This window comes from Crenobacter sp. CS_VA4, from assembly GCF_055597485.1.
Window position 1 is genome coordinate 1 of record NZ_JBVMAE010000029.1, and the last position, 26,134, is coordinate 26,134.

The window sequence follows — 26,134 nt, forward strand, 5'->3', positions numbered from 1 at the left end:
GGATGGTTAGTCACCCTGGTCAATTTTCAATGAGCAAACCCTCGGTTATCTGGTCAATTTTCAGTGAGCGCCAACAGCCACGCCTCTCTAGTGTCATGTTTAATTCGATCCTGCCGGGCAGTCACCCACATCCGGTGCAAGCCGATGTCGCTACTGAGAACCTGTGTGACGGTACTCACCGTAAGACCACAGCACGCCGCGGTGTCCTGCTTGCTGGCACCACATCGTAGCTGTTGAATCAACATGGCCCGTTGTTCGGGCTTCAGATGTTTAGCCGCCCGCGATAGAACGACATCAGACAGGGATGCCCAATGCCCGGCCTCATTGATGTCGATCCCTAACTCGTGCGCTGCTGAACGCAATGTGTGTCCTTCCTCATTCAGCAGATACACCAACCGCCTCGCCCGAACATCACATCATTCCCCTGCGGACGAGGAGGACCTAGCACAGTTGAATTGGGAATCTGCAGAGGGGGTGATCCACAAACCTCCTGATATGTCTCCAAAAACAACTCGGAACTACCGAAAAGCCAGTCAATCAACAGAATGTGGTTGATGGGATGGATACCGATCAGCCCAGGGCTTAAAAGCTGCCTGACCAGCGCTGTTGCCTGACCCAAGCTCTCCGGCAGGACATCCCGTTCAGGGATGAAGCGAAGGCATGTCGAGTAAGAGAGAAAACTAGCCGCAGCCTCTTCCAAGAGGAGACGACCAGCTTCAGTCAGCCAACCCCGACGCAGTAGCGTACCGAAGTAGACAGCCTGTAATCTTGTCGCATCCAACCGCTCCATGCTTGGCCCATCGACAAGTTTCTGCGTTGTTCTGGCAAGCGATAGCAAGGGGTCAGTGTTTTGACTGAAGCAGGACAGTGCTGATGGTGACCAACGTATAAGCAAACTACGATCCGGCAGAAGCCACTGAGTACGTGCCCTGCTTGATGGCTTGTGCAGAGTCACCATCAATGGTTCTTCGTGCTCCGTACATACCCAGACACCAGGAAACTGATGTGGGACATGCCAATAGGTCCAACCATATCTGTCGGTGTCTTGGGACATGCACGCAGGACAGGCTTTCAGGGGATGCGGCTCTCGAAACTGGTTGGTGAGCAGGCCAAGTCTGGCTTTCAGATAGACCGCTTTTCGTCTGGACAAGCTCAGGATCGCCTCCCTTTCTTCTGCTTCTGAAAGAAACTTCCAGTAGTAGCGCAGCAAGGTACGCTCGCGCACTAACGACTCTAAGGTACCAAGGCGACCTTCAGTCCGCCGCACAAACTCCTCAAGACAGCCTGGAAGATCGTAATGAGCGGCTTCGCGCTGGGCCCCAAAAAACGCCAAGCTCGTCTTCCAAGCCTGGCGAAGTCCCCAGAATCCATGGTTACGACTCACCAGGCTGTAAAGAGACTCATCAGGTAGCCAATCTAGCAAGGGAGATGGCTCGAAATGCTGTGATGAGTTAGGCATGACGGTCTCCTTCTTCATCCGAAACGACAACAAACCAGCACTCCTCAAGCTGGCATCCCATTGCACACCCAGCTCACATCCACGCATCTCAATAGATACCGCCAATGGTAAGCACGGTTGGCCATGCTTCATGAGTGGCGGACTTGCCACAGTCAGAAAGAGGAACAGGCGAACCACCGCCCTGCCCCCAGAAGCCGCGTTCACGACTTTAATGTCCAGTTCACGACTTTAATTACCGGTTCACGACTTTAATTGCGCAGAACAACAAGTGATTGTTTTCTTGACAGTCGGGCCGCCGAAAAATAAAACAAACATACGTTTGGAGCCACACCTCTAATACGTCCATAACAACAACGGCTAACACCACAAAGGAGAACCCCGTATGCGCATCCTCACCCGCGTCGTTCTGGCGCTGCTCGTCACCGTCGCCGCCTGGCAGGCGCGCGCCGCCGACACGTACACGCAGACCCGCTACCCGATCGTGCTGGTACACGGCCTGCTCGGCTTCGACAAGCTGTTCGGCGTCGACTACTTCTACCGCATCCCGGCCGAACTGCAGCGCAGCGGCGCCAAGGTGTTCGTCGCCCAGGTATCGGCCACCAATAGCAACGAGGCGCGCGGCGAACAGCTGCTCGCCCAGGTGCAACAGATCCTAGCGCTGACCGGCGCCGACAAGGTCAACCTGATCGGCCACAGCCAGGGCGGGCCGACCATCCGCTACGTCGCGTCGGTACGGCCGGACCTGGTCGCGTCGGCCACCTCGATCGGCGGAGTCAACGACGGCAGCAAGGTCGCCGACGCGGTACGCGGTGTGCTGCCTCCGGGCAGCGTCTCCGAGGCGATCGCCGCGCAGGCCGCCAACGCGCTGGTCGCGCTGATCAACCTCGGCTCCGGCGGCAGCGGCCTGCCGCAGAACAGCCTCGCCGCGCTCGACGCGCTGACCACCTCCGGCACCCGCGCGTTCAACGCCAAGTACCCGGAAGGCCTGCCGAAGACCGCCTGCGGCAACGGCGACGAGGTGGTCAACGGAGTGCGTTACTACTCGTGGAGCGGCACGCAGCCGGTCACCAACCTGCTCGACCCGAGCGACCCGGCGCTCGGCCTGACCTCGCTGGTGTTCGCCGGTGAGCCAAACGACGGCCTGGTCGGCGCCTGCTCCAGCCACCTCGGCCGGGTGATCCGCGACGACTACCGGATGAACCACCTCGACGAGGTGAACCAGGCGTTCGGCCTGACCGACCTGTTCGAGACCGACCCGGTGACGCTGTTCCGCCAGCACGCCAACCGCTTGAAGCAGGCCGGACTGTGAGGACCAAGCCGCTGCTGACACTCGCCGGCATTGTCGTGGCGGCGCTGGCGGGTTACGCCTGGCTGGGCCAGTCCGCGGTCCCGGCCAGGTCGGCCAAGCCGGCTCAGGCGCTCAGCCCGAACAGTTCGGCCGACCAGCCGGCGATCGACGGCGCATTCGCGCTCGACGGTAGCCAGCAGCTGCGGGTCAACGCCGAGCTGCGCTCGCGCTTCGACTACCTGCTGAGCCTCTCGACGCCGCCCGACATCGCCGGCTTGAGCCGCCAGCTCGAGCAGCAGCTCATGCAGGCCGGACTGCCGGCGGCGGCCCGGCAGCGGGCGCTGGCACTGTTTGGCCGCTATGTCGACTACAAGCGCGCGCTCGCCGGTCTCAAGGCACCAGGCGGCGACGGCCGGCTCGATGCGAAGCAGGTGCGCACGAGCCTCGACGCCCGCGCGACGCTGCGGCGGCGCTACTTCGACGCGGCCGACGCTGCAGACCTGTTCGGCGACGAGAGCGGCGAGGACGACGCGATGCTGGCACGGCTGGAGATCCTACAGCGCCCGGGACTGTCCGACGCCGAACGGCAGCGGCTGCTGGCCGAACTCGACCGCAACCTGCCCCCGGTGCAGCGCGCGGCACGTCAGGCGGCTGTACAGCACCTGGCGATGGCGCAACAGGCCACCGCGCTGCGCGCGCAGGGCGCCAGCGAGGACGACGTCTACCGGCAGCGCGCCGCCGACTACGGCACGGCGGCCGCCGACCGGCTCGCCGGCCTCGACCGCGCCGAGAGCAACTGGCAGCAGCGGCTGATCAGCTACCGCAACGCCGTTGCGGCACTGCAGGCCGATCCCAGCCTGTCGACCAGCGAGCAGCAGAGTGCGCTGACCGCCTTGCAGCAGCAGCGCTTCAACCCGCAGGAACAGCGCCGGCTCGCCGGGGCGCTGGCCTTGCAGCAGAGTCAGGGCTGGTCCGGCCAATAATCGGTTCGGCCAATGACAACAGCCCGACAGCGCAATCGCACTGTCGGGCCGTTTCAATATGTAGACTGTCAGGATTAGCGCCTGCTCAGTGCCGATCCTCAAAGCGTAGCGAGCGGGCGTCAGCGAGGGGCGGCCGGAGCGCAGGAATCGGAATGTACATGGAGTACATGAGGATTCTGAGCACCGCCCAACCCGAGATCACGCCCGCGCAGTAGCTTTGAGGATTGGTTCTTAGATCCGGTAGCTCGCGCCGGTCATCAGCTTCGCCGTCAGCGTCATCATCCCACGCACCGGCAGCGGTAGCTTCGCCGCGCCCTGCTGATGCGCCATCTCAGCATGCTTCACCTCGTCCTCGCGCATCTGCTCGACGATGGCGCGGCTCTTGGCGTCCTGCTCGGGCAGCTTCGCCAGATGGCTGTCGAGATGTGCCGCCACCTGGTGTTCGGTTTCCTCGAGGAAACCCAGGTTCCACTTGTCGCCGAGCAGGCCAGCGGCCACGCCCATCGCCAGCGAGCCGGTGTACCAGAGCGGGTTCAAGAGGCTCGTCCGGCCGCCCAGCTCGCGGATGCGCTGTTCGGTCCACGCCAGGTGCTCGACCTCCTCGAATGCCGCCTGCTTCAGCGTCTCGCGCGCCGCCGGATCACGCGCGGTCAGCGCCTGGCCCTGGTAGAGCGCCTGCGCGCACACCTCGCCGCAGTGGTTGACGCGCATCAGGCCGAGCGCGTGCTGCTTCTCGGCGTCGGACAGTTCCGCCTCGAGCAGATCCTCGTCCGGGTGCGGACGGCTGCTCGCGGCCGACGCGAACAGTGTGCGCAAGCCACGGTCGAATTCGGTAATCAGGGAATCGAGCAACATAGGCCACCAGTCAGGAATTTTTCCCGACGATTATACCCGGCCAAGCCTTGGGCCGGCGCAGCTTGCTGATATAATCGGCGGGTTTACAGCCAACCATATTCCGCGAAGAGGACAAGCTCGATGAATCTCGACCGCATCGCTCCGGGCAAGGACATGCCGAACGACTTCAACGTCGTGATCGAAATCACCGCCAACAGCGCCCCGATCAAATACGAATTCGACAAGGACTCCGGCGCGATCTTCGTTGACCGCTTCATGGGCACCTCGATGATGTACCCGGCCAACTACGGTTTCGTTCCGAACACCCTATCCGGTGACGGCGACCCGGTCGACGTGCTGGTGGTGACCCCGTTCGGCCTGCCGCCGGGCGTAGTGGTGCGCTGTCGCGCGCTGGGCCTCTTGAAGATGGAAGACGACGGCGGCGTCGACGCAAAGCTGGTCGCCGTACCGGTGGAAAAACTCTGCCCGATGTACAAGGACATCCAGAAGCTGGAAGACCTGCCGCAGCTGCTGCGCGACCAGATGGTGCACTTCTTCGAGCACTACAAGGATCTGGAAAAAGGCAAGTGGGTGAAGATTCAGGGCTGGGGCACGCTGGAAGACGCGACCCGCGAACTGGTCGAAGGCGTCAAGAACTTCAACCAGCAGGCCTAAGCGCCCGCTTGTCACAACGCCGGCCTCGTGCCGGCGTTTTTGTTGGCATGGCCCTCAGCCTTTCGGCCAAGGTGTTGCGGTGCAAAAACCGTTTCGCGACCAAACAAAGCGGGCTACCATATTCAGGTAGCCCTTTTGTCTGGCTGATGCTGCTAGCCTAATCAACGACCGCGGTAGTAGTCCTGCGGATTGGCCTTGATCGCCTCGCCGGCCTTTTTATCGGCCTCCTTGCGTTGCTCGTCGCTCAGCGCCGGTTTTTCCGGCATCAGTGTTTCACTGCTGGACCCGGTTACCGACGTTACTGCGTTTGAATCAATAGGCATGCCACCCAGGCGGTTGTGCTGCCAATAGCTACCACTACCACCTTGAGCCAGCGCGGCACCCGAGGCGGCTACCAGAATCATCGCGAGAAGAGACTTTCTCATGACAGGTCTCCTTTGGAAGACAAACAGTTAATACTGTCGATGGTTTGTTTTCCCCTGTATCACCGTCGACCCAAGAGGTCGGCCTTGTCAGTAACACTGACAAGGCAAAACAACAAGTCTTGACGGCCTGAAGGCCGCTGTACCGGTTGGTCGCACGACGGATGCCGTGCTTGCATAGTTACGATGTAGATAATTAACTGCGTTATTAGACCGACGCTACTCGCACACTTCGTCCAGGAAACCCGAACGATGAAACTGTCACTCGATGCCCTACTGGTACTGGATGCGATCGACCGCAAGGGCAGCTTTGCAGCCGCCGCCAACGAGCTGCACCGCGTGCCCTCCGCGATCACCTATTCCATGCAGAAGCTCGAGCAAGACCTGGACGTCGCCCTATTCGACCGTAGCGGTCATCGCGCCCGCCTGACCGATGCAGGCGAGCTATTGCTGAAGGAAGGGCGACACCTGATCGACGCGGCGATCATGCTGGAACAGCGACTGCGCAAGCACGCCACTGGTTGGGAAAGCGAACTCCGCATTGCTTTGAGTGACCTAATTGATTTTAGTGCCATGCTGCCGCTGATAAAAGCCTTCGACGAGCTGCAATGCGCCACCCGGCTGCGCTTTTCCACCGAGGTGTTCGGCGGTACCTGGGATGCCCTGGTCGACAACCGCGCCGACCTGGTACTGGGCGCACCGGACGAATCTCCCCCGGCCAGCCTGATGAAACGCGAGCTCGGCCGCATCCCGTTCGTGTTCGCCGTGGCACCGCATCACCCGCTCGCCGAGCAGGGCGAGCCGCTGCCCGAGCATATCATCCGCAAGCACCGTGCCGCGGTGGTCGGCGACACCTCGCGTCGCCTCGCACCGCGCACCTCAGCGGTGCTCGACGGCCAGGACGTGCTGACCGTCTCGTCGATGCAGGAAAAACTGCTGCTGCAACGCAACGGCCTGGCCGCTGGCTTCCTGCCGCTACCGGTGGTCGAGCCGCTGCTCACCGAGGGTCAGCTGGTCGTCAAGAAGACCGAACTGGTACGCGAACCGGTGCGGCTCTACTACGCCTGGAAGGACCCGAACCCGGGCAAGGCGCTCAGTTGGTGGATCGAACGGCTCAGCGAGCTGAAGCAGCCGATTTTCATCACGGAGATCCCTTGCTGACCGTCACCACCGTTGGAGGCGCCCCGCACCTGGCCTGGTTCGGTCAACGGCTGACCGGACAAGGCGTCACCGTCGCGCCCGGTCCGGCGCCGGCCGGCCTCGCCGACTGGATCGGGCTTTGCCAAGACACCCTGTGCATCGACACCGCCGATGGTCTGCATTGGACCCGCCAACAGCGCGCCGCGCAGTGCCGTTCCCTCGGTCTCGATTATCTCGAACTCACCGGCCCCTGGCAGGAGCTGGCAAGCCAATGGGGCTTCATCCTGTTCGTCGGTGGCGACGAGCCGGCACTGCAGCTGGCCCGGCCATTCCTCGACGTTTTGGCGCCGCTGCCCGGTGCCTGGATACACTGCGGCCCGGCCGGCGCGGCCAGTTTCACCGCCAGCGTGTTCGCCACGCTGAGCCTGCCACTGGCCGCACTACCGCCGCTGACGCCCGAACGCTCGCCCCACGACGTCACCGATAACTGGCAAGCACTGCTCGGTCAGCAACTGGAAACCACCCGACAGCTCGGCATGCTGGCCCGCGATTACCTGCACAGCCAAGGGCTGCCGGAAACTCCGCCCTCGGCATCCCAGCCTGCGCCACACTACGCCGCCCTGCTCGCCCAACTGTTGCTGGTGCTCGCCACGCCGCTTGATGCCGGCGACGACGCGCCGCAATGAAAAACCCGCCGTTTGGCGGGTTTTGCATTACCGGGGAACGACGACTCAGGCGGTGGGCTTCTTCGCGCGCGAGGCGGCGGCGGCACCGGCGGCTTTCACCGAGTTGGAGGCGGCTTCGACGCTGGCCTCGGCCAGCTCGCTGCCGACCTTGCGGGCGGTTTCGGTCACGCTCTCGAACGCGGCGTTGGTGGTGGTGACTAGGTTCTTCAGCGCGTTCACCGCCACATCGGAACCGGCCGGCGCATTCTTCGCCAGTTGGTCGAGCGTGGTCAGCACCGACTTGTTGAGGTCGGCGATCTGTTCTTCGAACAAGGCGGTGATTTCGTTCTGGGTGGCCACGGCGACGTCGTAGACCTGGCGGGCGGTCGAGAACGCCTGATCGATGGTCGGCTGCACCTTGCTGACCTGCAGATCGGTCAGGGTCTTGGCGTCTTTCACTTCGGACAGCGCCTTCAGCGTCTGGGCGTTTTCGGTCAGCACCTTGCGCGACAGCTCGAGCTGCAGATTGGCGACGCGCTCGGCGCTGGAAATGAACAGGGACGACAGGCGAACGGCTTTATCGAATTGCGCCTGTCCCAAGGCGACGAAATCTTGAGTTTGGGTAGACATGACAGCTCCTTAATACGGGGTAAGTAGCGAAGCCACGACAGTTCTCCATCGTTAGCCTGCGGCGCTTTGCTGCACTGCAACAATTAACATGCTAGACAACAAATTTCCCGCCGTCAAGCTTTTATTGTGCAGCGCACAAACACAGTAAACCGTTAATAACACTTCAAATTTGCCCGATTAGAACGCAAATCTGTTGCGTTGTCATGACATGACGCTCGACTAGTAGTGACTGGAAAAAAGCTGCAACATTCCCGCGACACCATGACCGTCTGCCGGCTTGCGTTGAAACCGACAGACCAAGCCGATACACTCCCGCCATAGAAGAAATCTATTTATCCGGAACATCATGAGCCAGACGGCCCACGCCTTTGACATCAAGTCCGCCAGCCTCGATTTGCTGGCGCTGTTACTCAAGACCGCCGACCCGGCCGAGCTGCAGGGTGCGCTCGACGCGCGCTTCGGCAACGCCACCGAGGCGGCCAGCGAAGCCTTCGTGCTCGACCTTGACGGTCTGCCGAATGCGGCCGAACTGCCGCTCTCCGAACTGCTGCCGTTGTTTTCGCGCTACGGTATTCGGGTGGTCGGCTTGCGCCACAGCAACCGCGCCCTGGCGACACTGGCTGGCCAGCACGGTCTCGCCTACAGCCAGAGCAGCACGCCGGCGCGCAGCACGCTGTCCGAGCCGGTGGCCGAGCCGGCGCCGGTCGCCCCGGTCGTGGCACAGACACTCATCATAGACCGTCCGGTCCGGGCCGGGCAGCAGATCTACGCCCGTGGCGGCGACCTGGTGGTGCTGGCGATGATCAGCGCCGGCGCCGAAGTCATCGCCGACGGCAACATCCATATCTACGCCCCGCTTCGCGGCCGGGCACTGGCCGGCGCGCGCGGCAACCTGGCCGCGCGCATCTTTACCCAGTCGATGGAAGCTGAACTGGTGTCGATCGCCGGCGTCTACCGTACCATCGAGCAGACGTTGCCGGAGAGCATCCGCGGCAAGCCGACCCAGATCTACCTCGACAGCGAGCGCCTGGTGATGACGGCGCTGGGCGAATGATTTAACCGACTTCTCAGCAAGGGATCCAATTCGTGGCAAACATCATCGTAGTGACGTCCGGTAAGGGCGGCGTGGGCAAGACCACCACCAGTGCCAGTTTCGCCTCTGGTCTCGCCCTGAAGGGCCACAAGACCGCGGTGATCGACTTCGACGTCGGCCTGCGCAACCTCGACCTGATCATGGGCTGCGAACGCCGCGTGGTGTACGACCTGATCAATGTGGTCAACGGCGAGGCCACCCTCAACCAGGCGCTGATCAAGGACAAGCACTGCGACAACCTGTACGTGATCCCGGCATCGCAGACCCGCGACAAGGACGCGCTGTCGCAGGAGGGGATCGAGAAGGTCCTCAAAGAGCTGGAGGAGATGGGCTTCGACTACATCGTCTGCGACTCGCCGGCCGGCATCGAGAAGGGTGCGCTGTTGGCGCTCTATTTCGCCGACGAGGCGATCATCGTCACCAACCCGGAAGTGTCGTCGGTGCGTGACTCGGACCGCATCCTCGGCATCCTGGCGTCCAAGTCGCGCCGCGCCGAAAACGGCGACAAGCCGGTGAAGGAACACCTGCTGATCACCCGCTACTCGCCGGGCCGTGTCGAGAAGGGCGAGATGCTGTCGGTCGACGACGTGAAGGAAATCCTGCGCGTGCCGCTGATCGGCGTGATTCCGGAATCGCAGGCGGTGCTGCAGGCGTCCAACTCCGGTTCGCCGGCGATCCACCTGGACGGCACCGACGTGTCCGAGGCGTACAAGGACGTGGTTTCCCGTTTCGTCGGCGACGACAAGCCGATGCGCTTCCTCGACGCGCCCAAGGTGGGCCTGTTAAAACGCCTGTTCGGAGGCTGAGCCCATGTCGCTGATGGAATTGATTTTCGGCAAACGCCAGAAAAGTGCAGAGATCGCCCGCGAACGACTGCAGATCATCCTAGCGCACGAACGCAACGGCCACACCGGCACGCCGGACTATCTGCCGGCGCTGCAACGCGAGCTGTTGGAAGTGATCTCGAAGTACGTCCGGGTCAACCAGGACGACATCAAGGTACAGCTGGAACGTCAGGACGACATGGACGTGCTCGAAGTCAACATCGTGCTGCCGGAACACCAGCGCTAACGGTATGACGCTGACCGAACTCAGATACATCGTGGCGGTGTCGCGCGAGCGGCACTTCGGCCGCGCCGCGCAAAGCTGCTTCGTCAGCCAGCCGACGCTGTCGATCGCGATCAAGAAGCTCGAGGACGAGCTCGGCGTGACGCTGTTCGAGCGCGGCGGCACCGAGGTAGCGGTCACCGAGATCGGCGAACGCATCGTCGAGCAGGCACAGCGGGTGCTGGAAGAGGCTGACACCATCAAGCAACTGGCCGGCGAGCAGCAGAACGAGCTGGTCGGCCCGCTGAAGCTCGGCATAATCTTCACCATCGGCCCCTACCTGCTGCCCAAGCTGATCCCGGCGCTGCGCATCCTCGCGCCGAACATGCCGCTGATGCTTGAAGAGAACTACACCGCCCGGCTCGCCGAGATGCTCAAGCGTGGCGAGGTGGACGCGATCATCGTCGCCGACCCGTTCGACGAGCCGGGCACGGTCGTCTACCCGCTCTACGACGAGCCGTTCGTGGTCGCCACGCCGAAGGGCCACCCGTTCGAGAAACGCAAGGCGATTCGCACCGGCGAGCTGGCCGACGAGAGCGTGCTGCTGCTCACCCAGGGCAACTGCTTCCGCGACCAGGTGTTGGCCTCGTGCAGCGAACTGGCCAGCCGGCAGAACCACGCCGGCCTCGCCGGCATGCTGCAGGGCAGCTCGCTCAACACGATCCGCCACATGGTCGCCAGCGGCATGGGCGTGACCGTGCTGCCGAACACCTCGGTCAGCCCGGCCGACGACGTGCTGTTCTCGACCGTGCCGTTTGCCGCACCGGCGCCCCAGCGCCGGGTGATGCTGGTGACCCGCAAGCAGTTCTTCCGCAAGACGGCGATCACCACGCTGCAGCAGGCGGTGTTCCGCTCCGGGCTAGCCGGCGTAATGATGCTGGAGGACGAGGCGGTCGTCGCCTAAGCCCCCCTCCGAAAGCAAAGGTTGGCCGAACCCGACACGGGGAATTCGGCCAACCTTTTTTGCTGGGTGTCCGTAATGGGTCTACAGCGTCTTGCTCATGAAGAACTTGCAGCCATCACGCGGATAGGCCGACTGTTCCCATTCGACCCGATAGCCGTGTCGCTCGTAGAACGGGCGTGCCTGAAAACCCAGCGTGTCGAGCAGCACGAAGCGGCAGCCGCGCTCGCAAGCGCGCTGTTCCAGCGCCTGCAGCACCCGGCTGCCCCAGTCCTGGCCGCGCAGCGCCGATGCCACCCACAGATAGTCGAGCAGCAGCCAGTTGCCGAAGGTGTTGCCGGACGCCCCGGCGACGATCTCGCCGCCCTCGTCGCGCACCGTCACCGCCAAGGGCAGTCGCTCCTTCACTTCCCAATGCTGCCGGTTGAATTCGACGATCTTGCGCCTGAAGAACTCGCCGAGCTCGCTGCCCGGCCGATCGATGATGTCAAGTTGCATACGACGGTCTCCTGTAGCGGCCGAAGCGGCTGACGACTCGGCCAAAAGCCAGGCAATCTAGCTCGACTCAGGCCGCGCGCACCAGCGCCGCTAGCCGGGCGAGACCCTCGTCGATCCGCTCGGCGCTGGCGTGGCTGAAGTTGAGGCGCAGGTGGCCCAGGCCGTCCTGCGGGTTCGGGTAGAACGGTTCGCCCGGCATGAAGGCGACGTTGTGCTGCTCCAGCGCCACTTTCAGCAGCTCGCGGGTATCGATCGGCCGGTTCAGCTTCAGCCAGAAGAACAAGCCGCCCTGCGGCGTCTGCCAGCTTGCCAGGTCGGCGAAGTGGCGCTCTAGCGCCGCCTGCATCGCATCGCGGCCGGTGCGGTAGGTGGCAGTGAGCTTGGCCAGGTGCGCCGGGTAGTCCGGGCTGTTCAGCCATTGGGTGACGAACCACTGCGCCGGGCGGTTGGCGTGCAGGTCGGCGGCTTGCTTCAGCTTCACCAGGTGCGGCAGCAGCGTCGGCGAGGCGATCAGGTAGCCGAGGCGCAGCCCCGGCGCCAGCGTCTTCGAGAACGAGCCGGCGTAGATCCACGGCGCCGCTTTCAGGTGAGTCACCAGCGGCGCCGGCGCGGCGCCGTCGTAGGCGAGCGCACGGTACGGGTCGTCCTCGAACACCGGCACCTGGGCCGCGTCGAACACCGCAGCCAGTTCGCGGCGGTTCGCCTCGCCGTAACAGGCGCCGGACGGGTTCTGGAAGCTCGGGATCAGGTAGGCGAGACGCGGCCGGGCGGCGGCTATCGCAGCCTGCACTGCCTTGGCCGGCAGCCGGCCATCTTGCTGCGCCACCGCGGTGATCGCGGCGCCGAACAGATTGAAGCACTGCAGCGCGGCGAGGAAGGTCGGCCCCTCGGTCAGCACCGGCGTGCCCGGATCGATGAACAGCTTGGCGGCCAGGTCCATCGCCTGCTGCGAGCCGGTCAGCACCAGCACTTGGCTCGGTTCGCAGGCGATGCCCATCTTGTTCGCCTCGGCGGCGATCGCTTCGCGCAGCGCCGGCTCGCCCTCGCTGGTGCCGTACTGCGCCAACCCCTGCGGGATGCCGCTGAAGTCGAGCGTGGGCAGGCAGGACGGTGCCGGCAGGCCGCCGGCAAAGGAAATCACTTCGGGGCGCTGGGCAGCGGCCAGAATCTCGCGGATCAGCGAGCCGGTCAGGCGTTCGACGCGTTCAGAAAACATGCTAAGCTCCGGGCGGGTGGGTTTTATGGCAAGAACACTGACCTAAATATGAAGCCACACGAGTTAGTACGTCAATATGGTTGACTTAAAATCCGACACCGAACTGCGCGCGGCGATGGAGGCGTTCTTCCACGCCTACCGGGCCTTCACCGCCAAGCCGGACCAGATGCTCGCCGAGCGAGGTCTGGCGCGGGTGCATCATCGCATCCTGTTCTTCGTCGCGCTCTACCCGGGGCTCAGCGTCAAGGCGCTGCTCGCCTCGCTCGGCGTCAGCAAGCAGGCGATCCACGCACCGCTCAGGCAACTGGTCGAGCTGCAGCTGGTCGAGAGCCGCGTCGCCAGCCACGACAAGCGGGTGCGCGAGCTGTGGCTGACCGACGCCGGCGCCGAGCTGGAGCTGGCCCTGCATCGCGAACAGGCACGGCTGCTGCGCGACGCGTTCGCCGACAGCGCGGACACGACCCGCGACGGCTGGCTGGACGGCAACCGCCGGCTCGCCGCCGCCGAGGCGCGCGACGCTTGACCCCGTAATGACTACGGGGTTTTGACTCGGGGACGTGGGCGGCTCACCGCCGCCGTTTTTGGGAGACTCCGATGAAGTGCCCCACCTGCCCCGACCAGACCCTGCTGATGGGCGAACGCCTGAGCATCGCGCTCGACTACTGCCCGAGCTGCCGCGGCGTCTGGCTGGCGCCCGGCCAACTGGAACAGCTCCTCGCCGCGCAAGCACCGACAGCCGCCAACCCGAACGCGCCACCCTACTACCCTGCCGACTACGAGCGCCGCGACCACGGCCGCGGTCATGGCAAGCACGGCAGCCGTGGTGATCATCACGGCGGCGGGTACAAGCGTAGGTTCGACTAAGCCCTTAAAAAGCGCTTCGGCCAACCTCGCAAGGTTGGCCGAATCGTATTCCTACACCGTCAACCGGATGTTGCTGGCGAATCGATGCGCCGGTATTGCACCTCGAGTACCTCGATCTCCTCACGGCCGTCCGGCCCGTTGAACACCACCATGTCGCCCTCGCGCGCCTTGATCAGCACGCGCGCGATCGGCGAGATCCAGCTGATGTGACCATGCGCCAGATCGAGCTCGTCGACGCCGACAATACTCACCGTCTGCTCGTGACCGTTGCCGCGCAGCATCGTCACCGTGGCGCCGAAGAAGATCTGGTCGGTCTCCTCGCGGGTTTCCGGGTCAACCACCTCGGCCGCCTCCAGCCGCTTGGTGAGGAAACGGATGCGCCGGTCGATCTCGCGCAGGCGCCGCTTGCCGTACAGGTAATCGCCGTTCTCCGAGCGGTCGCCGTTGCTGGCCGCCCAGTTGACGATAGTGACCACCTCCGGGCGCTCGCGGTGCACCAGATGGTAGAGCTCGTCCTTCAGGCGCTGCCAGCCCTGCGGAGTGATGTAATTCTTGGTCAAACCCGGCAACTGCTGCTCGTCGGGCAGCTCGTCGTCGAGCTCGTCGTCGTCGGACTCGCGAGTAAAGGCTTTGCTCATCGTCTTCGCCATCCACAATGAAAAACGGCCTCCGGCAAACGCCGGAGGCCGTTTAAGTCTACACCTTAGCGGCGTTCCTTGACCTGACCGGTAATCGTCAATTTGGCCCACTTCATGATGTTGGCCACTTCGATCTCGTTCAGTTCATAGAACTGGCCGCGCTTCAGGCGCGCCGGCAGGCCAATCGGGCCGAAACGTACCCGCATCAGGCGGCTGACGGTGAGGCCGACGCTCTCGAAGATGCGACGCACTTCGCGGTTGCGGCCCTCGCGGATCACCACGTTGTACCAGTGGTTGGCGCCTTCGCCGCCCCGGTCGATAAACCGGTCGAGCTTGGCCGGGCCGTCGTCGAGCAGCACTTCGGTGGTCAGCCACTTTTTCTGCTCGTCGCTCACTTCGCCGAGCACGCGAACCGCGTATTCGCGCTCCACCTCGAAGCTCGGGTGGGCGAAGCGGTTCACCAGCTCACCGCTGGTGGTGATGATCAACAGGCCCGAGGTATTGACGTCGAGACGGCCGATGCTCACCCAGCGACTGCTTTTCGCCTGCGGCAGGCGGTCGAAGATGCTGACGCGGCCGCCCGGGTCGTCACGGCTGACGATCTCGCCTTCCTGCTTGTGGTAGATGATGATGCGCGGCAGGCGATCGGGCCATTTCAGCTTGATGTTGTCGCCCTTCACGGTGACGCGATCCTGCGGGCCGACGTGGTCGCCGATGGAGGCCTTCTTGCCGTTGACCATCACCAGGCCCTGCTCGATCCACTCTTCCATCTCGCGGCGCGAGCCGACGCCGGACGCGGCCAGCGCCTTCTGCAGGCGCACCGGCTCGATCTCGTCGGCGCTGACGCGGGTCTCGCGCAGGCGGTTGGCGCGCGCCTTGGTTTCCTGGTTCGGGTTGCGCACCACCAGCTTCTTGGCCTTGGTGGTCACCGGCGAACCGGCGGTGCGACGCTCGTTGCCGAAACGGCTGCGCACACCGGTGCCCGGCTTGCGGCCGGCCGGCAGCGACTCGTCGTAGCGCACCCGGTCTTCGTGTTCCTGCTCCGGGGAACGGCGCGGTTGCTGGCTCTTGCCGGCCGCATTGCGATCGTCGCGCTGGAACGGCTTGCGCTCGTCGCCGAAGCGGCCCTGACCGGCACCGCCCGGCTGGCGCTCGAACTGGCGACGGCCGTCGCTGAGGCCCCCGGCGCGGAAATCGTCGGACTTGCCGGCCACGCGGCGGCTATCATCGCGCTGGCCGAACGGCTTACCACCTTCGCGGCGCGGCTCGTGGCCGACACGACGGTCGTCGCGTTGACCGAACGGTTTGCCGCCTTCACCACGCTGTTCGTTGCCGAAACGACGATCGTCGCGTTGGCCGAACGGCTTGCCACCTTCACCGCGCTGTTCGTGGCCGAAGCGCCGATTGTCATCGCGTTGACCGAACGGCTTGCCGCCCTGACCACGCTGTTCGTTGCCGAAGCGACGGTCGTCGCGTTGACCGAACGGCTTGCCACCTTCGCCACGCGACTCGTTGCCGAAGCGGCGATTGTCGTCACGTTGGCCGAATGGCTTGCCGCCTTCACCACGCGACTCGTTGCCGAAGCGACGGTCGTCGCGTTGGCCGAACGGCTTGCCGCCTTCCGAACGCGGCGCGCTGCCCGGGCCACGCTTGTCGTCGCGCGGGCCGAACGGCTTGGCGCGACGGTCCTGGCCCTGCGGTGCATTGCTGAAGGTGCGCGGTTCGCCGCCGAACGACTTGGGCGCGCGACGCTCATGTCCCTGGCCCTTGCCCTGCCCCTGCGGCGCATTGCTGCTGACCGACTTGATAAAGCCGCCCGGCTTGCGCGGAGCGCTCGGCTGGCTGCGGGTGTCACGCGACACCGGTTGGCGGGCGTGGTTGCGTTGTCCTTTAGACATAACTTTCCTGTTCAGTGTCGGGGTCGGCGCCTACCTCGGCGGACGCGTCTTCTGCGTCGCCTTCATCGGCAGTCGCCTCGCTGGCGCCCGGGATCACCAGGGTGCCCAGTTCGGCCAGCGGGGGCAGATCCTTCAAGGAATTCAGCCCCAAATCATCGAGAAACTTGCGGGTGGTGGCGTACAAGCCGGGTCGCCCCGGCACGTCCTTGTGGCCGATCACTTCGATCCAGCCTCGCTCCAGCAGCGTCTGCATCACGCTGGTGGACACCGACACACCGCGGATCGACTCAATGTCGCCGCGGGTGACCGGCTGCCGGTAGGCGATGATCGCCAATGTTTCCATCACCGCCCGCGAATAGCGGGGCGGTTTTTCCGGGTTCAGCCGCGCAAGGTAGGGCGTAAATTCCGCCCGCGCGCGAAAGCGCCAGCCGGAGGCGAGCTTGACCAGCTCGACGCCCCGGCCACGCCAGTCGCCCTGGATATCGTCCAGAATGTCGTTGATCAGCGCCGCCTTGATGTCTTCGGTGAAGAGCTTTTTCAACATCGCCACCGATAGCGGCTCGGAGGCGGTCAACAGCGCCGTCTCGAGCACAGTCTTGAGGTACTTGAGATCGGTAATGGTGGACATGAAGGCAGTGTAGCCCAATAGAGACTTTCGCGCGAAGGCGCGGATTTTACACGGTTTTTTGGGTTTACGGTGCAGTTTCGCCAAGCCGGCCGCGCTGCCGCGGCCGGAACGGCAAGCCGGCGCGCCGGGCGCCGAGCGGGTCAGACGATAGCGAGCCGCACATAGATAGGCTGGTACGCCGCGTCCTGGCTGACCTTGATCATCCCTTCCTTGACCAGCTCCAGCACCGCGATGAAGTTGACCACCAGGTGCGGCACACCCTTGTCGAGGTCGAACAGTTCCTCGAAGGCGACGTAGTCACGGCCGTCGAGGTAGCGCAGGATCCAGCTCATCTGCTCGCGCACCGACAGCTCGTCTTTTTCGACCTGGTGGCTGCGCTTGTGCTTGGCGCGCGACAGGATGGACAGCCAGGCCTGGCGCAGGTCGACCGCGTCGACGTCGGGCAGCCGGGTTTCGGCCGCCTGCTCGAGCAGCACCGCCAGCCAGGCAAAGTCGCGGTCGGCCTGCGGCATCTTGTCGAGTTCGAGCGCGGCGAGCTTCATCTGCTCGTATTCGAGCAGCCGGCGCACCAGCTCGGCGCGCGGGTCGTCCGGCTCGTCCTCGCCCTCGGCCGGCGGACGCGGCAACAGCAGCCGCGACTTGATCTCGATCAGCAGCGCGGCCATCAGCAGGTACTCGGCGGCCAGCTCCAGCCGCTCGGCGCGCATGCTGTCGATGTAGCCCATGTACTGCGCGGTGATCTCGGCCATCGGGATGTCGAGCACGTTCAGGTTCTGCTTGCGGATCAGGTAGAGCAACAGGTCGAGCGGGCCTTCGAAGCTCTCCAGGATCACCTGCAGCGCGTCGGGCGGGATGAACAGGTCCTGCGGCACGTCGAGCACTGCTTGGCCGAACACGTGCGCGATCGGCGTGTTGACCGGCAGTTCGGGGGCGGTAAGGGTGAAGTCGTCCATGCGCTCAGCCAACGATGAAGTCGTCGTCATCGCGGCGGGCGGCCGCGTCGCGCTCGGCACGGCGCTGGCGCGCCCTGTTCCGTTCGCGCTCCTTGAGCACCGCGAACACCGCGACGCCGACCACCAGCAACTCCAGCCACTGCAGCACGGTGGCGAGCATGTCTCGATCGAGCGCGAGCGCGGTGAACAGGACCACCGCCAAACCGATCAGCCCGCCGCGTTTCATCATGCCGCTCTCCGTGACAAAACGGGGCCGACCGGCCCCGTGCTGATGATAGCGCAGCTCGCTCAATAGCCCAGCCCCATCGCGCTGCGCACTTCGCGCATCGTCTCGCTCGCGTGGGCCCGGGCGCGGTTACAGCCGTCAGCGACGATCTCGCGCACCAGGTTCGGGTTGTCCAGGTACTGCTGCGCGCGCTCGAACATCGGCTGCTGCTCACGCAGCACGCCGTCGATCACCGGCTGCTTGCACTCCAGGCAACCGATGCTGGCGCTCTTACAGCCGGCCTGCACCCATTCGCGGGTGGGCTCGTCGGTGTAGACCTGGTGCAGCTGCCAGACCGGGCACTTGGCCGGATCGCCCGGGTCGGTGCGGCGCACCCGCGCCGGATCGGTCGGCATCGCGCGCACCTTCTTCGTCACCGATTCCGGGGCCTCGCGCAGCGTAATGGTGTTGCCGTAGGACTTGGACATCTTCTGGCCGTCGAGACCCGGCATCTTCGACGCGGCCGTCAGCTTGGCTTCCGGCTCGGGCAGGATGATCTTGCCCTTGTTCTCGAGGTAGCCGAGCAGCCGTTCGCGGTCGGCTGCGCCGATGTTCTGGCTGCCGACCAGCAGCTCGCGCGCCGCCAGCAGCGCCTCGGCGTCGCCGTCCTGCAGGTAGCGGGTACGTAGCTGCTCGAGCTCTTTGCCGCTCTTGCCCATCTTCTTGATCGCGGCGCGCGCCAACTCCTCGAAGTTCGGCTCGCGGCCGTACAGGTGGTTGAAGCGGCGCGCCACTTCGCGGGTCAGCTCGATGTGCGGCACTTGGTCTTCGCCGACCGGCACTTGGCCTGCGCGGTAGACCAGGATGTCGGCCGCCTGCAAGAGCGGGTAGCCGAGAAAGCCGTAGGTGCCCAGGTCCTTGGTGCTGAGCTTTTCGATCTGGTCCTTGTAGGTCGGCACCCTCTCCAGCCACGACAGCGGGGTGACCATCGACAGCGCCAGGTGAAGCTCGGCGTGTTCCGGTACGCGGCTCTGGATGAAGATGGTGGCCTTGTCCGGGTCGACGCCGGCGGCGAGCCAGTCGATCACCATGTCCCAGATGCTGTTTTCGATCACCGACACGTCGTCGTAGGCGGTGGTCAGTGCGTGCCAGTCGGCGACCATGAACAGGCAGTCGTGCGCGTGCTGCATCTCGACCCAGTTCTTGATCACGCCGTGGTAGTGCCCGAGGTGCAGCTTGCCGGTCGGGCGCATGCCCGAAAGAATGCGATCAGCCATGAAATACGGTTTCATCGGTTAAGCGCGGCCAAAAACAGGCCGGGCAAGGTTCGCAACAAACCTTGCCCGGCGGGCGTTCCTGCCGCGTCGATTACAGAAGTAGACTGAGCAGATAATACACGAGGTTCATGAACGGCCTCATGATCGGCGATAGCAGGCCGGTGAGCAGCAGGCCCATCAGTATCCACACGCCGTAGGGCTCGATGCGCGAATAGCGGTAGGCGGTGCCCGGCGGCAGCAGGCTCTCGACGATGCGGCCGCCGTCGAGCGGCGGGATCGGGATCAGGTTCAGCACCATCAGGCTGACGTTGATCGCGACGCCGGCTTGGCTCATCAGCCGCAACGGTTCGGAATAACTGCCGTCGATGCTGACCGCCAACTTCAACAGCAGTACCCAGACCACCGCCATCACGAAGTTGGCCGCCGGCCCCGCCGCCGCCACCCAGCGCATGTCGCGCTTCGGGTTGCGCAGGCCGCCGAAATTCACCGGCACCGGCTTGGCCCAGCCGAACAGGAAGCCGCCGGTCACCAGGCAGACGATAGGCAGCAGCACGGTGCCGATCGGGTCGATGTGCTTGAGCGGGTTCAGCGTCATCCGCCCCATCATATAGGCGGTGGCGTCGCCGAAGCGCTTGGCCGCGTAGGCGTGCGCCGCCTCGTGCACGGTGATGGCGAACAGCACCGGCAGCGCGTAAATGGTGATTTTCTGGATCAGATCGTTCACTGCAAAACGTCCCTTATGGTCTGACGGAAGGCCCGGCCAGGGCCGGGTATCGTTGTTGTTATCTAAATGGTGGCAGAGTGCCCGGCTCGCAATGGTTACAGGCCGAAGATCGCCGGGTCACCCTTGCCGCGGCGCAACAGCTCGACGCCATCGGTCATGTCGATCACCGTGGTCGGCTCGGTGCCGCACCAGCCGCCGTCGATCACCAGGTCGACGCTGTGCTCGACCCGCTCGCGGATCTCGTACGGGTCGGTCAGCGCCTCCTCGTCACCGGGCAGCAGCAGCGTCGACGACAGGATCGGCTCGCCCAGCTCCGCGAGCAGCGCCTGCGTGATCGGGTGGTCCGGCACGCGCAGGCCGATGGTCGAGCGCTTCGGGTGCAGGGTGCGGCGCGGCACCTCGCGGGTCGCCTGCAGGATGAAGGTGTAGCTGCCCGGCGTGGCGGCCTTCAGCATCCGGTACTGACCGTTGTCGACCTTGGCGTAGTTGGACAGTTCCGACAGGTCGTGGCAGACCAGCGTCAGGTGGTGCTTGAGGTCGATATCGCGGATCTTCAGCAGCCGCTCCATCGCGCTCTTGTCGCCGAGCGCGCAGCCGAGCGCGTAACAGGAGTCGGTCGGGTAGACGATCACCCCGCCCGACTGCACGATCTTCACCGCCTCGCGGATCAGTCGCGCCTGCGGGTTTTCCGGGTGTATCTGAAAAAACTGCGACATCGCGTGCTCCTTCTTATTGTGGCGATTCGTCGATGCCAGTCGGCCGGAATCATCCTTAGGCGTTCACCCAGCGAGACCAGACCGGCTTGCAGATCGGCGGCAGGTCCTGCGTCAGGCCGACGTCGCGGCCGCCCTCGCCCGGCGCGTGAAAATCGCTGCCGGCGCTGGCGAACAGGCCGAAACGCTCGGCGTACAGCGCGTACTTATGCATATCGTCGAGGCTGTGGCTGCCGCTGGCGACCTCGATCGCCTCGCCGCCGGCGTCCTTGAAATCGAGGATCAGCCGTTCGGTCAGCGTGCGGCCGAAGTCATAGCGGCCCGGGTGCGCGATCACCGCCACGCCGCCGGCGGCGCGGATCCAGCCGACCGCGTCGGCGAGGCTCGCCCACTGGTGCGGCACGTAGCCCGGCTTGCCGGGGGTGAGGAATTTGCGGAACACGCTCTTGGTGTCCTTCACCAGCCCGCGGCTGACCAGGTAGCGCGCCACATGGGTGCGGCCGACCATTTCCGGGTTGCTCGCCAGCGCCAGTGCACCGTCGTAGACGCCGTCGATATCGGCCTTGAGTCTCAGCTGCTCGGCCATCTCGGCGAGCCGGCTCAACCGGCCCTGGCGGATCGCCGCCAGCCCTTCGGCCAACGTGGTATTGTCCGGGTCGACGTTGAGGCCGACGATGTGGATGGTGTGCTTGGCCGACCAGGTCACCGACACCTCGACCCCGGCGACGAAGCCGACGCCGTGTTCGGCCGCGGCGGCGCGCGCCTCGGCGATGCCCGCCGTACAGTCGTGGTCGGTCAGCGCCACCAGGGTGGCGCCGCGCCCGGCGGCGCGCGCGATCACCTCGGCCGGCGGCAAGGCGCCGTCCGACGCGGTCGAATGAAAGTGCAGGTCGATGCTGGCCATGGTCTTAACCTTCTATACCGTTACGCGCCTTCCAGGCGGCGAGTTTCTGACGGTACTCGTCCATCTGTTCACGATAGATGTCCCACACGCACGGATCGCAGCCCGACTCGCAACAGGCGCTGTCGGCCGGCGCTTCCGGCGGCTCCGGTTCCGGGTCGAATGGGTCGTCATCAATCGGGGCGACCGGCTCGACATCGAGCGGCAGTAGCGCGTCCATCTTCAGGCTGCCGCCACGACACGGATGGTGAAGCCGTCGCCGCTGACCGTCTGACCCGCGCGGATCTTGCAGGTCTTGCGTAGCTCGAGCTGGCCGTCGACCTGGACATTGCCCTCGGCGATGAAATGCTTGGCCTCTCCACCGCTGCTCGCGACCGAACAGAGTTTCAACAGGTCGCACAGGGCGATGTATTCGCTGTTCAATTCAAACGTTTCGTTCATTTCGTTCACACTCCGGCTGGACAGCGTTGTGGGTGTCTTGTGGACAACGCGGCCAAACCCTTATTCGCTAAGCGGTTTTTGCCGCTGTCTATTTTTTGACCAGCCCGGCCGGCACGAGTTTTCCGGTATTCGGCCAACTATCCCCACCCGAACGGGACAGCGCTGTGAGCGGGCTGTGGACAAACCAGCCAAGTGGCTGATCCTACGTAGTTTTACTGTGGCTGATTATTTTTTGAGCAGCTCATCGATCGCCGCCAGCGCCGTGGCCAGCCGCGCCTCACGGTCGCCGGCGACGATCAGCGGCGTCACGCCGCCCTGCACCAGCGCCGCCTGATACAGGCCGAACAGCCAGTCGCGCTGATCGGGGTGGCTGCGCAAGGGATCGGGCTGCCAGACGATGTCCGGCCGCGCCAGCAGCGTCAGCGCGTAGTGCTGCGGACGGTTGAGCGTGAGCAATAACTCGCTGGCGACGCCGAACGCCACCTCGGCCCAGATGCGGTTGGTCAGAGCGCTGCTGTCGCACAGCACCAGCTCGCACGAGGCCGCCGCCGCGTCCTCGCGGCGTTGCTGTTCGAGCGCGATCGCCTCGATGTCGGCCAGCGTCGGTGCGTACACCCGGCTGGCGTAGTACTCGCGGGCGTATTCGTCGACCCGTGCCACCGCCATACCGCGCGCGGCGAGCGCCGCCTCGAGTGCCACCGCCAGCGTGCTCTTGCCGCTCGACTCCGGCCCGACGATCGCGACCCGTAACGCAGAAGAAACCGTCGTCACCGCTACCCTGCCCCCGCCTGAAAACCGCTCATTATACGGCGTGGCGTCGCCCGCCCCCAAAAGCCCCGAGGCTTCCGGCGGTTTTTTGCACACAGCGCGGGGACAGCGGTGTTGATCGGCTGTGGACAAACGGGCTAAGACGCTGATCTGACTAGGCTTTCATGAAACTGCTTATTTTTTGCGCAGCCGGGGCGAGTTGCCCCCAGCCGGGGTGGAGAGCGGTGTGGACGGGCTGTGGACAAGCCCGCCAAGTGCTTGCCGCGGCAGGGCTTTCTATCAACTGCGTATTTTTTGGGCAGGCCTAGTCGTTGAATTCGCCGACCAGGCTCTTCTCGAGCAGCGCCCGTGCCAGCGCCAGTTCCAGATTCTGCGACGCCAGCACGGTCAGCTTCGCCACCGCCGCCTCCGGCGTCATGTCGGCGCCCGGCAGCGCGCCGGCCTGCGCCAGCGGCTGGCTGGCCGCGTAGGCACCGATCTCGACCCGGCCGTGCACCACCTGGGTCAGGTTGAGGATCAGGCTGCCGGCGGCGCTGGCCGCACGCACGCCGTCGAGCAGCGCCGGCTCGGCCGGGGCGTTGCCGTTGCCGTAGGACAGCAGCACCGCGCCGGCCGGCTTGCGTTCGGCCAGGGTCTGTCCGGCCATCGCCGCGGTGGCGCCCGGCGCCAGCATGAACAGCAGCACCTCGGCCGACTCGTCGAGCCGTACCGGCGCGAGCTCGCCGCGCGGCTGACGCCAGCGGTCGCGGTACCAGGTGATGTCGATGCCGAACTCGGCCAGCGGCGCCGCGTTCGGGCTGTCGAAGCCGGCGAAGCTCGCCGCGTCGAGCTTGCGCGCGGTCACGCCACGCAGCAGTAGCCGGTTGAACGCCAACGTCACCTCGCAGAGGTCGGCCTGCGAGGCCGCCTCGAGCGCGTCGGCGAGGTTGCCCCAACCGTCCGAGCGCGGGTGCACCAAGGGCAGCTGCGAGCCGGTCAGCACCACCGGCTTGGCGAGGCCGTGCAGCGCGAACGCCAGCACGCTGGCGGTGTACGCCATCGTATCGGTGCCGTGGATCACCACGAAGCCGTCGTACGCCGCGTAGTTGGCCGAAATGTCATCGATCAGCCGGTTCCAGTGAGCGACGGTGATCGCCGACGAGTCGATCAGCTCGGGGTACTCGACCACGTCGATCGTCAGGTCGTCGCGGCGGAAGCGGTCGAGCAGCTTGGGCAGCAGGCCCGGCACCGGCGCGAGGCCAGCCGGGGTGTGATCCATGCCGATGGTGCCGCCGGTGTAGAGCACGAGCAGGCGTTTGGCCATGCATTCTTCTCCAATGTTCTTGTTCGAGAGGGCTTGCCGCGAGCATAGCGCAAAAACGGCGCGGATTCGCCCGCGCCGTGGCTCTGCCGGGCAAGGGATCAGGCGCTGCGCACCAGGATCGTCAGGATCAACAGCGGCGCCGCGTAGCGTACGAAGCCCCGCATCGCGCCCAGCCAGCTCGGCACGCCGCCGCGCGCCAGCTCGTCGCGGATCGCCGGCCAGGCCCTCCAGCCGATGAACAGCGCCAGCAGCACCTCGCCCAGCGGCATCAGCAGGTTCGAGGTCAGATAGTCCATCAGGTCGAACACTCCCTTGCCGAACAGCGTGTACTCGCTCCAGACACCCAGCGACAGCGAGGCCGGTATGCCCATCAGGAAAATCAACGCGGACATCAGGATCGCCGCACGGCGACGTGCCATGCCGAACTCGTCGATCAGGAAGCTGACCACCACTTCCAGCAGCGACACCGACGAGGTCAGCGCCGCGACCAGCAGCAGGCAGAAGAACAGCTCCGCGAACAGTTGGCCGAACGGCAGGTGTGCGAACACCGCCGGCATGGTGATGAAGGTCAGGCCGGGGCCGGCCGACGGGTCGAAACCGAAGGCAAACACCGCCGGCAGCACCATCAGCCCGGCGAGGAGGCAGAGGGTGACGGTCAGCGCGATCACCCACAGCGCCGAGCTCATCAGATTGGTCTGTTTTTCCACGTAGGAGCCGTAGGTGATCATGATGCCCATGCCGAGCGACAGAGAGAAGAACGCCAGTCCCATCGCGTCGACCACCATCGCACCGGTCACCTTACCGAAGTCCGGGGTGACGAAATAGGCCAGCCCTTCCAGCGCACCCGGCAGCGTCAGGCCGCGCACGATCAGCACCAGCATCAGCACGAACAGCACCGGCATCAGGAATTTCGACAGGTTTTCGATACCCTTCTGCACCCCGCCGATCACCACCGACAGCGTGATCAGTGCGAAGCCGGCGTGATAGAACAGCGGCTCGACCGGGTTGGCGATGAAGGCGCCGAAGATGGCCGACAGCGCCTTCGAATCGGCGGTCAGGATGCTGCCCTCGGCCGACTTGGCGATGTAGGCGATCGTCCAGCCACCGACCACGCTGTAGAAGGAATAGATCAGGAAGCACACCAGCACGCCGATGTAGCCGACGATCGGCCAGGCGCCGCCCTTGAGCTTGCGGAACGCGCCGACCGCGCTCTTGGCGGTGGCGCGACCGAGCGCCATCTCGCCGACCATCAGCGCCAGACCCAGCGTCAGACAGATCAGCAGATAGATGAACAGGAACGCGCCGCCGCCGTTGGTCGCAGCGACGTAGGGAAATTTCCAGATTGCGCCGAGGCCGATCGCCGAACCGGCGGCGGCCAGGATGAAGCCGAGGCGGGAGCCCCATTGGGAACGAGCCATTACAGAATCACTTTTACCTAAACGAGAGAACCCGCGTCACGAGACGCGGCTGGCGACGTGTCGCCTTGCGGACGGCACGGTTCAGGCGCACACCGTCCTTGTGGGAGGCGATGCGAGTGACGCGTTGGCTGCGGGGGTACCGCACAAGCAGGGGTGAGCAGGCTTTGGGCGCAGGGACGGCGACCGCGGAGTGGGCGGCGCCGTTGTCGCACCGTCGGGCAGCAACGCATCAGGGGAGGCCTTGCGGCCGGTCGACGCTGGCGGGCGGGTCTCGCCCGGATCAGATGACGAATGTATACAATGTACGTACAAACTGTAACATGGCACAAAACCACTGCAAACCGCTAAGCAACAAGGTTTTGTGATTCAGGCATCAACGTCGTACGGGGAAGGGAGCGGCGAAGGCCCGAGCGCACCAACCATGACATATGGAAATTTCTGGACGGCCACCGCGGTGGCGATTTAGTCTGCGGACAACGCCGCCATTCGGCC

32 protein-coding genes and 1 other RNA gene are annotated in these 26,134 nt (G+C 64.7%); 11 read left to right on the plus strand and 22 right to left on the minus strand.

Going from position 1 to position 26,134, the window contains the following annotated elements; translation table 11 throughout:
- Positions 1–53 precede the first annotated feature (53 nt).
- Both ACZ2IA_RS19080 and ACZ2IA_RS19085 read right to left on the minus strand, forming a co-directional pair.
- The gene (locus ACZ2IA_RS19080; RefSeq protein ID WP_470294177.1) at positions 54–392 is read right to left on the minus strand and encodes a hypothetical protein; all 339 of its coding nucleotides are present in this window, start codon (positions 390–392) and stop codon (positions 54–56) included.
- On the minus strand, positions 380–1,477 hold the full coding sequence (locus tag ACZ2IA_RS19085) for a TnsD family Tn7-like transposition protein (protein WP_470294178.1): 1,098 nt from the start codon (positions 1,475–1,477) through the stop codon (positions 380–382). Before ACZ2IA_RS19085 ends, ACZ2IA_RS19080 begins: the two co-directional genes overlap by 13 nt.
- Before the next feature lie 364 nt (positions 1,478–1,841).
- On the opposite strand from ACZ2IA_RS19085, the gene ACZ2IA_RS19090 reads away from it, so the two are divergent.
- Together ACZ2IA_RS19090 and ACZ2IA_RS19095 are read left to right on the plus strand one after the other, a co-directional pair.
- Positions 1,842–2,768 (plus strand): lipase family alpha/beta hydrolase, encoded by a 927-nt coding sequence (locus ACZ2IA_RS19090; protein WP_470294179.1) that lies wholly within the window; start codon positions 1,842–1,844, stop codon positions 2,766–2,768.
- Positions 2,765–3,730 (plus strand): lipase secretion chaperone, encoded by a 966-nt coding sequence (locus tag ACZ2IA_RS19095; RefSeq protein WP_470294180.1) that lies wholly within the window; start codon positions 2,765–2,767, stop codon positions 3,728–3,730. The genes ACZ2IA_RS19090 and ACZ2IA_RS19095 overlap by 4 nt, the downstream gene beginning before the upstream one ends.
- A 93-nt stretch (positions 3,731–3,823) precedes the next feature.
- Here the strand turns inward: ACZ2IA_RS19095 and ACZ2IA_RS19100 are convergent.
- A non-coding RNA gene (locus ACZ2IA_RS19100) (sX9 sRNA) lies at positions 3,824–3,899 on the minus strand.
- Positions 3,900–3,961: 62 nt separating this feature from the next.
- A complete protein-coding gene (coq7, locus tag ACZ2IA_RS19105) occupies positions 3,962–4,582 on the minus strand; it encodes a 2-polyprenyl-3-methyl-6-methoxy-1,4-benzoquinone monooxygenase (RefSeq protein ID WP_470294219.1) in 621 nt (206 codons plus the stop codon).
- A 123-nt stretch (positions 4,583–4,705) separates the two neighbouring features.
- On the opposite strand from coq7, the gene ppa reads away from it, so the two are divergent.
- Positions 4,706–5,239: an inorganic diphosphatase gene (ppa, locus tag ACZ2IA_RS19110; RefSeq protein WP_470294181.1), complete on the plus strand. Its 534-nt coding sequence runs from the start codon at positions 4,706–4,708 to the stop codon at positions 5,237–5,239.
- A 161-nt stretch (positions 5,240–5,400) separates the two neighbouring features.
- On the opposite strand, the gene ACZ2IA_RS19115 is transcribed toward ppa, so the two are convergent.
- Positions 5,401–5,664, minus strand: coding sequence for a hypothetical protein (locus ACZ2IA_RS19115; protein WP_470294182.1), 264 nt, complete (start codon positions 5,662–5,664; stop codon positions 5,401–5,403).
- Positions 5,665–5,913: 249 nt separating this feature from the next.
- Here ACZ2IA_RS19115 and ACZ2IA_RS19120 point away from each other — a divergent pair, with 249 nt between their 5' ends.
- Both ACZ2IA_RS19120 and ACZ2IA_RS19125 read left to right on the plus strand, forming a co-directional pair.
- Positions 5,914–6,822 (plus strand): LysR family transcriptional regulator, encoded by a 909-nt coding sequence (locus tag ACZ2IA_RS19120; protein ID WP_470294183.1) that lies wholly within the window; start codon positions 5,914–5,916, stop codon positions 6,820–6,822.
- Positions 6,816–7,487 carry a hypothetical protein gene (locus tag ACZ2IA_RS19125; RefSeq protein ID WP_470294184.1) on the plus strand — a complete coding sequence of 224 codons (672 nt, stop codon included), beginning with the start codon at positions 6,816–6,818 and terminating at the stop codon, positions 7,485–7,487. The genes ACZ2IA_RS19120 and ACZ2IA_RS19125 overlap by 7 nt, the downstream gene beginning before the upstream one ends.
- 45 nt (positions 7,488–7,532) lie before the next feature.
- Here ACZ2IA_RS19125 and ACZ2IA_RS19130 read toward each other — a convergent pair whose 3' ends face one another.
- Positions 7,533–8,096, minus strand: a complete 564-nt coding sequence (locus ACZ2IA_RS19130; protein WP_470294185.1) for a phasin family protein — start codon at positions 8,094–8,096, stop codon at positions 7,533–7,535.
- A gap of 346 nt (positions 8,097–8,442) precedes the next feature.
- Between ACZ2IA_RS19130 and minC the strand changes: the two genes are divergently transcribed.
- The 4 genes from minC to ACZ2IA_RS19150 are packed head-to-tail and all read left to right on the plus strand — an operon-like array spanning position 8,443 to position 11,200.
- On the plus strand, positions 8,443–9,150 hold the full coding sequence (minC, locus tag ACZ2IA_RS19135; protein ID WP_470294186.1) for a septum site-determining protein MinC: 708 nt from the start codon (positions 8,443–8,445) through the stop codon (positions 9,148–9,150).
- Between the two features lie 32 nt (positions 9,151–9,182).
- Positions 9,183–9,995 (plus strand): septum site-determining protein MinD, encoded by an 813-nt coding sequence (minD, locus tag ACZ2IA_RS19140; RefSeq protein ID WP_470294187.1) that lies wholly within the window; start codon positions 9,183–9,185, stop codon positions 9,993–9,995.
- 4 nt (positions 9,996–9,999) lie between these two features.
- Positions 10,000–10,260 carry a cell division topological specificity factor MinE gene (gene minE / locus ACZ2IA_RS19145; protein WP_470294188.1) on the plus strand — a complete coding sequence of 87 codons (261 nt, stop codon included), beginning with the start codon at positions 10,000–10,002 and terminating at the stop codon, positions 10,258–10,260.
- 4 nt (positions 10,261–10,264) lie between these two features.
- Positions 10,265–11,200 (plus strand): LysR substrate-binding domain-containing protein, encoded by a 936-nt coding sequence (locus ACZ2IA_RS19150; protein WP_470294189.1) that lies wholly within the window; start codon positions 10,265–10,267, stop codon positions 11,198–11,200.
- A gap of 81 nt (positions 11,201–11,281) precedes the next feature.
- Here ACZ2IA_RS19150 and ACZ2IA_RS19155 read toward each other — a convergent pair whose 3' ends face one another.
- Positions 11,282–11,695: a GNAT family N-acetyltransferase gene (locus ACZ2IA_RS19155; protein ID WP_470294190.1), complete on the minus strand. Its 414-nt coding sequence runs from the start codon at positions 11,693–11,695 to the stop codon at positions 11,282–11,284.
- A 67-nt stretch (positions 11,696–11,762) separates the two neighbouring features.
- Entirely contained in the window at positions 11,763–12,911 is a 1,149-nt protein-coding gene (locus ACZ2IA_RS19160; protein WP_470294191.1) for an aminotransferase-like domain-containing protein, read from the minus strand.
- A 76-nt stretch (positions 12,912–12,987) separates the two neighbouring features.
- Here ACZ2IA_RS19160 and ACZ2IA_RS19165 point away from each other — a divergent pair, with 76 nt between their 5' ends.
- Positions 12,988–13,434 carry a MarR family winged helix-turn-helix transcriptional regulator gene (locus ACZ2IA_RS19165; RefSeq protein WP_470294192.1) on the plus strand — a complete coding sequence of 149 codons (447 nt, stop codon included), beginning with the start codon at positions 12,988–12,990 and terminating at the stop codon, positions 13,432–13,434.
- A gap of 71 nt (positions 13,435–13,505) precedes the next feature.
- A complete protein-coding gene (locus ACZ2IA_RS19170; protein ID WP_470294193.1) occupies positions 13,506–13,775 on the plus strand; it encodes a TFIIB-type zinc ribbon-containing protein in 270 nt (89 codons plus the stop codon).
- 59 nt (positions 13,776–13,834) lie between these two features.
- Here ACZ2IA_RS19170 and greB read toward each other — a convergent pair whose 3' ends face one another.
- The 14 genes from greB to ACZ2IA_RS19240 all read right to left on the minus strand — a co-directional run bounded on the left by greB (position 13,835) and on the right by ACZ2IA_RS19240 (position 25,642).
- Positions 13,835–14,413, minus strand: a complete 579-nt coding sequence (gene greB / locus ACZ2IA_RS19175; protein WP_470294194.1) for a transcription elongation factor GreB — start codon at positions 14,411–14,413, stop codon at positions 13,835–13,837.
- A gap of 65 nt (positions 14,414–14,478) precedes the next feature.
- A complete protein-coding gene (locus ACZ2IA_RS19180; protein ID WP_470294220.1) occupies positions 14,479–15,435 on the minus strand; it encodes a pseudouridine synthase in 957 nt (318 codons plus the stop codon).
- Positions 15,436–16,303: 868 nt separating this feature from the next.
- Positions 16,304–16,939 carry an SMC-Scp complex subunit ScpB gene (scpB, locus tag ACZ2IA_RS19185; protein WP_470294221.1) on the minus strand — a complete coding sequence of 212 codons (636 nt, stop codon included), beginning with the start codon at positions 16,937–16,939 and terminating at the stop codon, positions 16,304–16,306.
- Between the two features lie 140 nt (positions 16,940–17,079).
- The gene (locus ACZ2IA_RS19190) at positions 17,080–17,892 is read right to left on the minus strand and encodes a segregation and condensation protein A (RefSeq protein ID WP_470294195.1); all 813 of its coding nucleotides are present in this window, start codon (positions 17,890–17,892) and stop codon (positions 17,080–17,082) included.
- 4 nt (positions 17,893–17,896) lie between these two features.
- Positions 17,897–18,121 carry a hypothetical protein gene (locus tag ACZ2IA_RS19195; RefSeq protein ID WP_470294196.1) on the minus strand — a complete coding sequence of 75 codons (225 nt, stop codon included), beginning with the start codon at positions 18,119–18,121 and terminating at the stop codon, positions 17,897–17,899.
- Between the two features lie 59 nt (positions 18,122–18,180).
- A complete protein-coding gene (locus ACZ2IA_RS19200; protein ID WP_470294197.1) occupies positions 18,181–19,374 on the minus strand; it encodes a tryptophan--tRNA ligase in 1,194 nt (397 codons plus the stop codon).
- A 91-nt stretch (positions 19,375–19,465) separates the two neighbouring features.
- A complete protein-coding gene (locus ACZ2IA_RS19205; RefSeq protein ID WP_470294198.1) occupies positions 19,466–20,098 on the minus strand; it encodes a site-2 protease family protein in 633 nt (210 codons plus the stop codon).
- Between the two features lie 95 nt (positions 20,099–20,193).
- On the minus strand, positions 20,194–20,814 hold the full coding sequence (locus tag ACZ2IA_RS19210; RefSeq protein ID WP_470294199.1) for an L-threonylcarbamoyladenylate synthase: 621 nt from the start codon (positions 20,812–20,814) through the stop codon (positions 20,194–20,196).
- Positions 20,815–20,869: 55 nt separating this feature from the next.
- Entirely contained in the window at positions 20,870–21,715 is an 846-nt protein-coding gene (locus tag ACZ2IA_RS19215; RefSeq protein WP_470294200.1) for a 3',5'-nucleoside bisphosphate phosphatase, read from the minus strand.
- A gap of 4 nt (positions 21,716–21,719) precedes the next feature.
- Positions 21,720–21,932 (minus strand): oxidoreductase-like domain-containing protein, encoded by a 213-nt coding sequence (locus tag ACZ2IA_RS19220; protein WP_470294201.1) that lies wholly within the window; start codon positions 21,930–21,932, stop codon positions 21,720–21,722.
- A gap of 2 nt (positions 21,933–21,934) precedes the next feature.
- Entirely contained in the window at positions 21,935–22,153 is a 219-nt protein-coding gene (locus ACZ2IA_RS19225; RefSeq protein ID WP_470294202.1) for an RNA-binding S4 domain-containing protein, read from the minus strand.
- Positions 22,154–22,378: 225 nt separating this feature from the next.
- The gene (locus ACZ2IA_RS19230) at positions 22,379–22,924 is read right to left on the minus strand and encodes an AAA family ATPase (protein ID WP_470294203.1); all 546 of its coding nucleotides are present in this window, start codon (positions 22,922–22,924) and stop codon (positions 22,379–22,381) included.
- 301 nt (positions 22,925–23,225) lie between these two features.
- Complete coding sequence (locus ACZ2IA_RS19235) at positions 23,226–24,224, minus strand: asparaginase (protein ID WP_470294204.1); 999 nt, start codon at positions 24,222–24,224, stop codon at positions 23,226–23,228.
- A gap of 98 nt (positions 24,225–24,322) precedes the next feature.
- On the minus strand, positions 24,323–25,642 hold the full coding sequence (locus ACZ2IA_RS19240; RefSeq protein WP_470294205.1) for a sodium-dependent transporter: 1,320 nt from the start codon (positions 25,640–25,642) through the stop codon (positions 24,323–24,325).
- Positions 25,643–26,134: the final 492 nt, after the last annotated feature.

Bases quoted from the DNA above. Each gene is read 5' to 3' on its own strand.
- ACZ2IA_RS19155 (WP_470294190.1), bottom strand. From the start codon at position 11,695: ATGCAACTTGACATCATCGATCGGCCGGGCAGCGAGCTCGGCGAGTTC.
- ACZ2IA_RS19190 (WP_470294195.1), bottom strand. From the start codon at position 17,892: ATGGACGACTTCACCCTTACCGCCCCCGAACTGCCGGTCAACACGCCG.
- ACZ2IA_RS19160 (WP_470294191.1), bottom strand. From the start codon at position 12,911: ATGTTTTCTGAACGCGTCGAACGCCTGACCGGCTCGCTGATCCGCGAG.
- ACZ2IA_RS19235 (WP_470294204.1), bottom strand. From the start codon at position 24,224: ATGGCCAAACGCCTGCTCGTGCTCTACACCGGCGGCACCATCGGCATG.
- ACZ2IA_RS19240 (WP_470294205.1), bottom strand. From the start codon at position 25,642: ATGGCTCGTTCCCAATGGGGCTCCCGCCTCGGCTTCATCCTGGCCGCC.
- ACZ2IA_RS19130 (WP_470294185.1), bottom strand. From the start codon at position 8,096: ATGTCTACCCAAACTCAAGATTTCGTCGCCTTGGGACAGGCGCAATTC.
- ppa (WP_470294181.1), top strand. From the start codon at position 4,706: ATGAATCTCGACCGCATCGCTCCGGGCAAGGACATGCCGAACGACTTC.
- ACZ2IA_RS19200 (WP_470294197.1), bottom strand. From the start codon at position 19,374: ATGGCTGATCGCATTCTTTCGGGCATGCGCCCGACCGGCAAGCTGCAC.
- ACZ2IA_RS19215 (WP_470294200.1), bottom strand. From the start codon at position 21,715: ATGGCCAGCATCGACCTGCACTTTCATTCGACCGCGTCGGACGGCGCC.
- minC (WP_470294186.1), top strand. From the start codon at position 8,443: ATGAGCCAGACGGCCCACGCCTTTGACATCAAGTCCGCCAGCCTCGAT.
- ACZ2IA_RS19090 (WP_470294179.1), top strand. From the start codon at position 1,842: ATGCGCATCCTCACCCGCGTCGTTCTGGCGCTGCTCGTCACCGTCGCC.
- ACZ2IA_RS19195 (WP_470294196.1), bottom strand. From the start codon at position 18,121: ATGATGAAACGCGGCGGGCTGATCGGTTTGGCGGTGGTCCTGTTCACC.
- ACZ2IA_RS19120 (WP_470294183.1), top strand. From the start codon at position 5,914: ATGAAACTGTCACTCGATGCCCTACTGGTACTGGATGCGATCGACCGC.
- ACZ2IA_RS19170 (WP_470294193.1), top strand. From the start codon at position 13,506: ATGAAGTGCCCCACCTGCCCCGACCAGACCCTGCTGATGGGCGAACGC.
- ACZ2IA_RS19220 (WP_470294201.1), bottom strand. From the start codon at position 21,932: ATGGACGCGCTACTGCCGCTCGATGTCGAGCCGGTCGCCCCGATTGAT.
- ACZ2IA_RS19210 (WP_470294199.1), bottom strand. From the start codon at position 20,814: ATGTCGCAGTTTTTTCAGATACACCCGGAAAACCCGCAGGCGCGACTG.
- ACZ2IA_RS19225 (WP_470294202.1), bottom strand. From the start codon at position 22,153: ATGAACGAAACGTTTGAATTGAACAGCGAATACATCGCCCTGTGCGAC.
- ACZ2IA_RS19085 (WP_470294178.1), bottom strand. From the start codon at position 1,477: ATGAAGAAGGAGACCGTCATGCCTAACTCATCACAGCATTTCGAGCCA.
- ACZ2IA_RS19115 (WP_470294182.1), bottom strand. From the start codon at position 5,664: ATGAGAAAGTCTCTTCTCGCGATGATTCTGGTAGCCGCCTCGGGTGCC.
- greB (WP_470294194.1), bottom strand. From the start codon at position 14,413: ATGAGCAAAGCCTTTACTCGCGAGTCCGACGACGACGAGCTCGACGAC.
- ACZ2IA_RS19165 (WP_470294192.1), top strand. From the start codon at position 12,988: ATGGTTGACTTAAAATCCGACACCGAACTGCGCGCGGCGATGGAGGCG.
- minE (WP_470294188.1), top strand. From the start codon at position 10,000: ATGTCGCTGATGGAATTGATTTTCGGCAAACGCCAGAAAAGTGCAGAG.
- ACZ2IA_RS19150 (WP_470294189.1), top strand. From the start codon at position 10,265: ATGACGCTGACCGAACTCAGATACATCGTGGCGGTGTCGCGCGAGCGG.
- scpB (WP_470294221.1), bottom strand. From the start codon at position 16,939: ATGTCCACCATTACCGATCTCAAGTACCTCAAGACTGTGCTCGAGACG.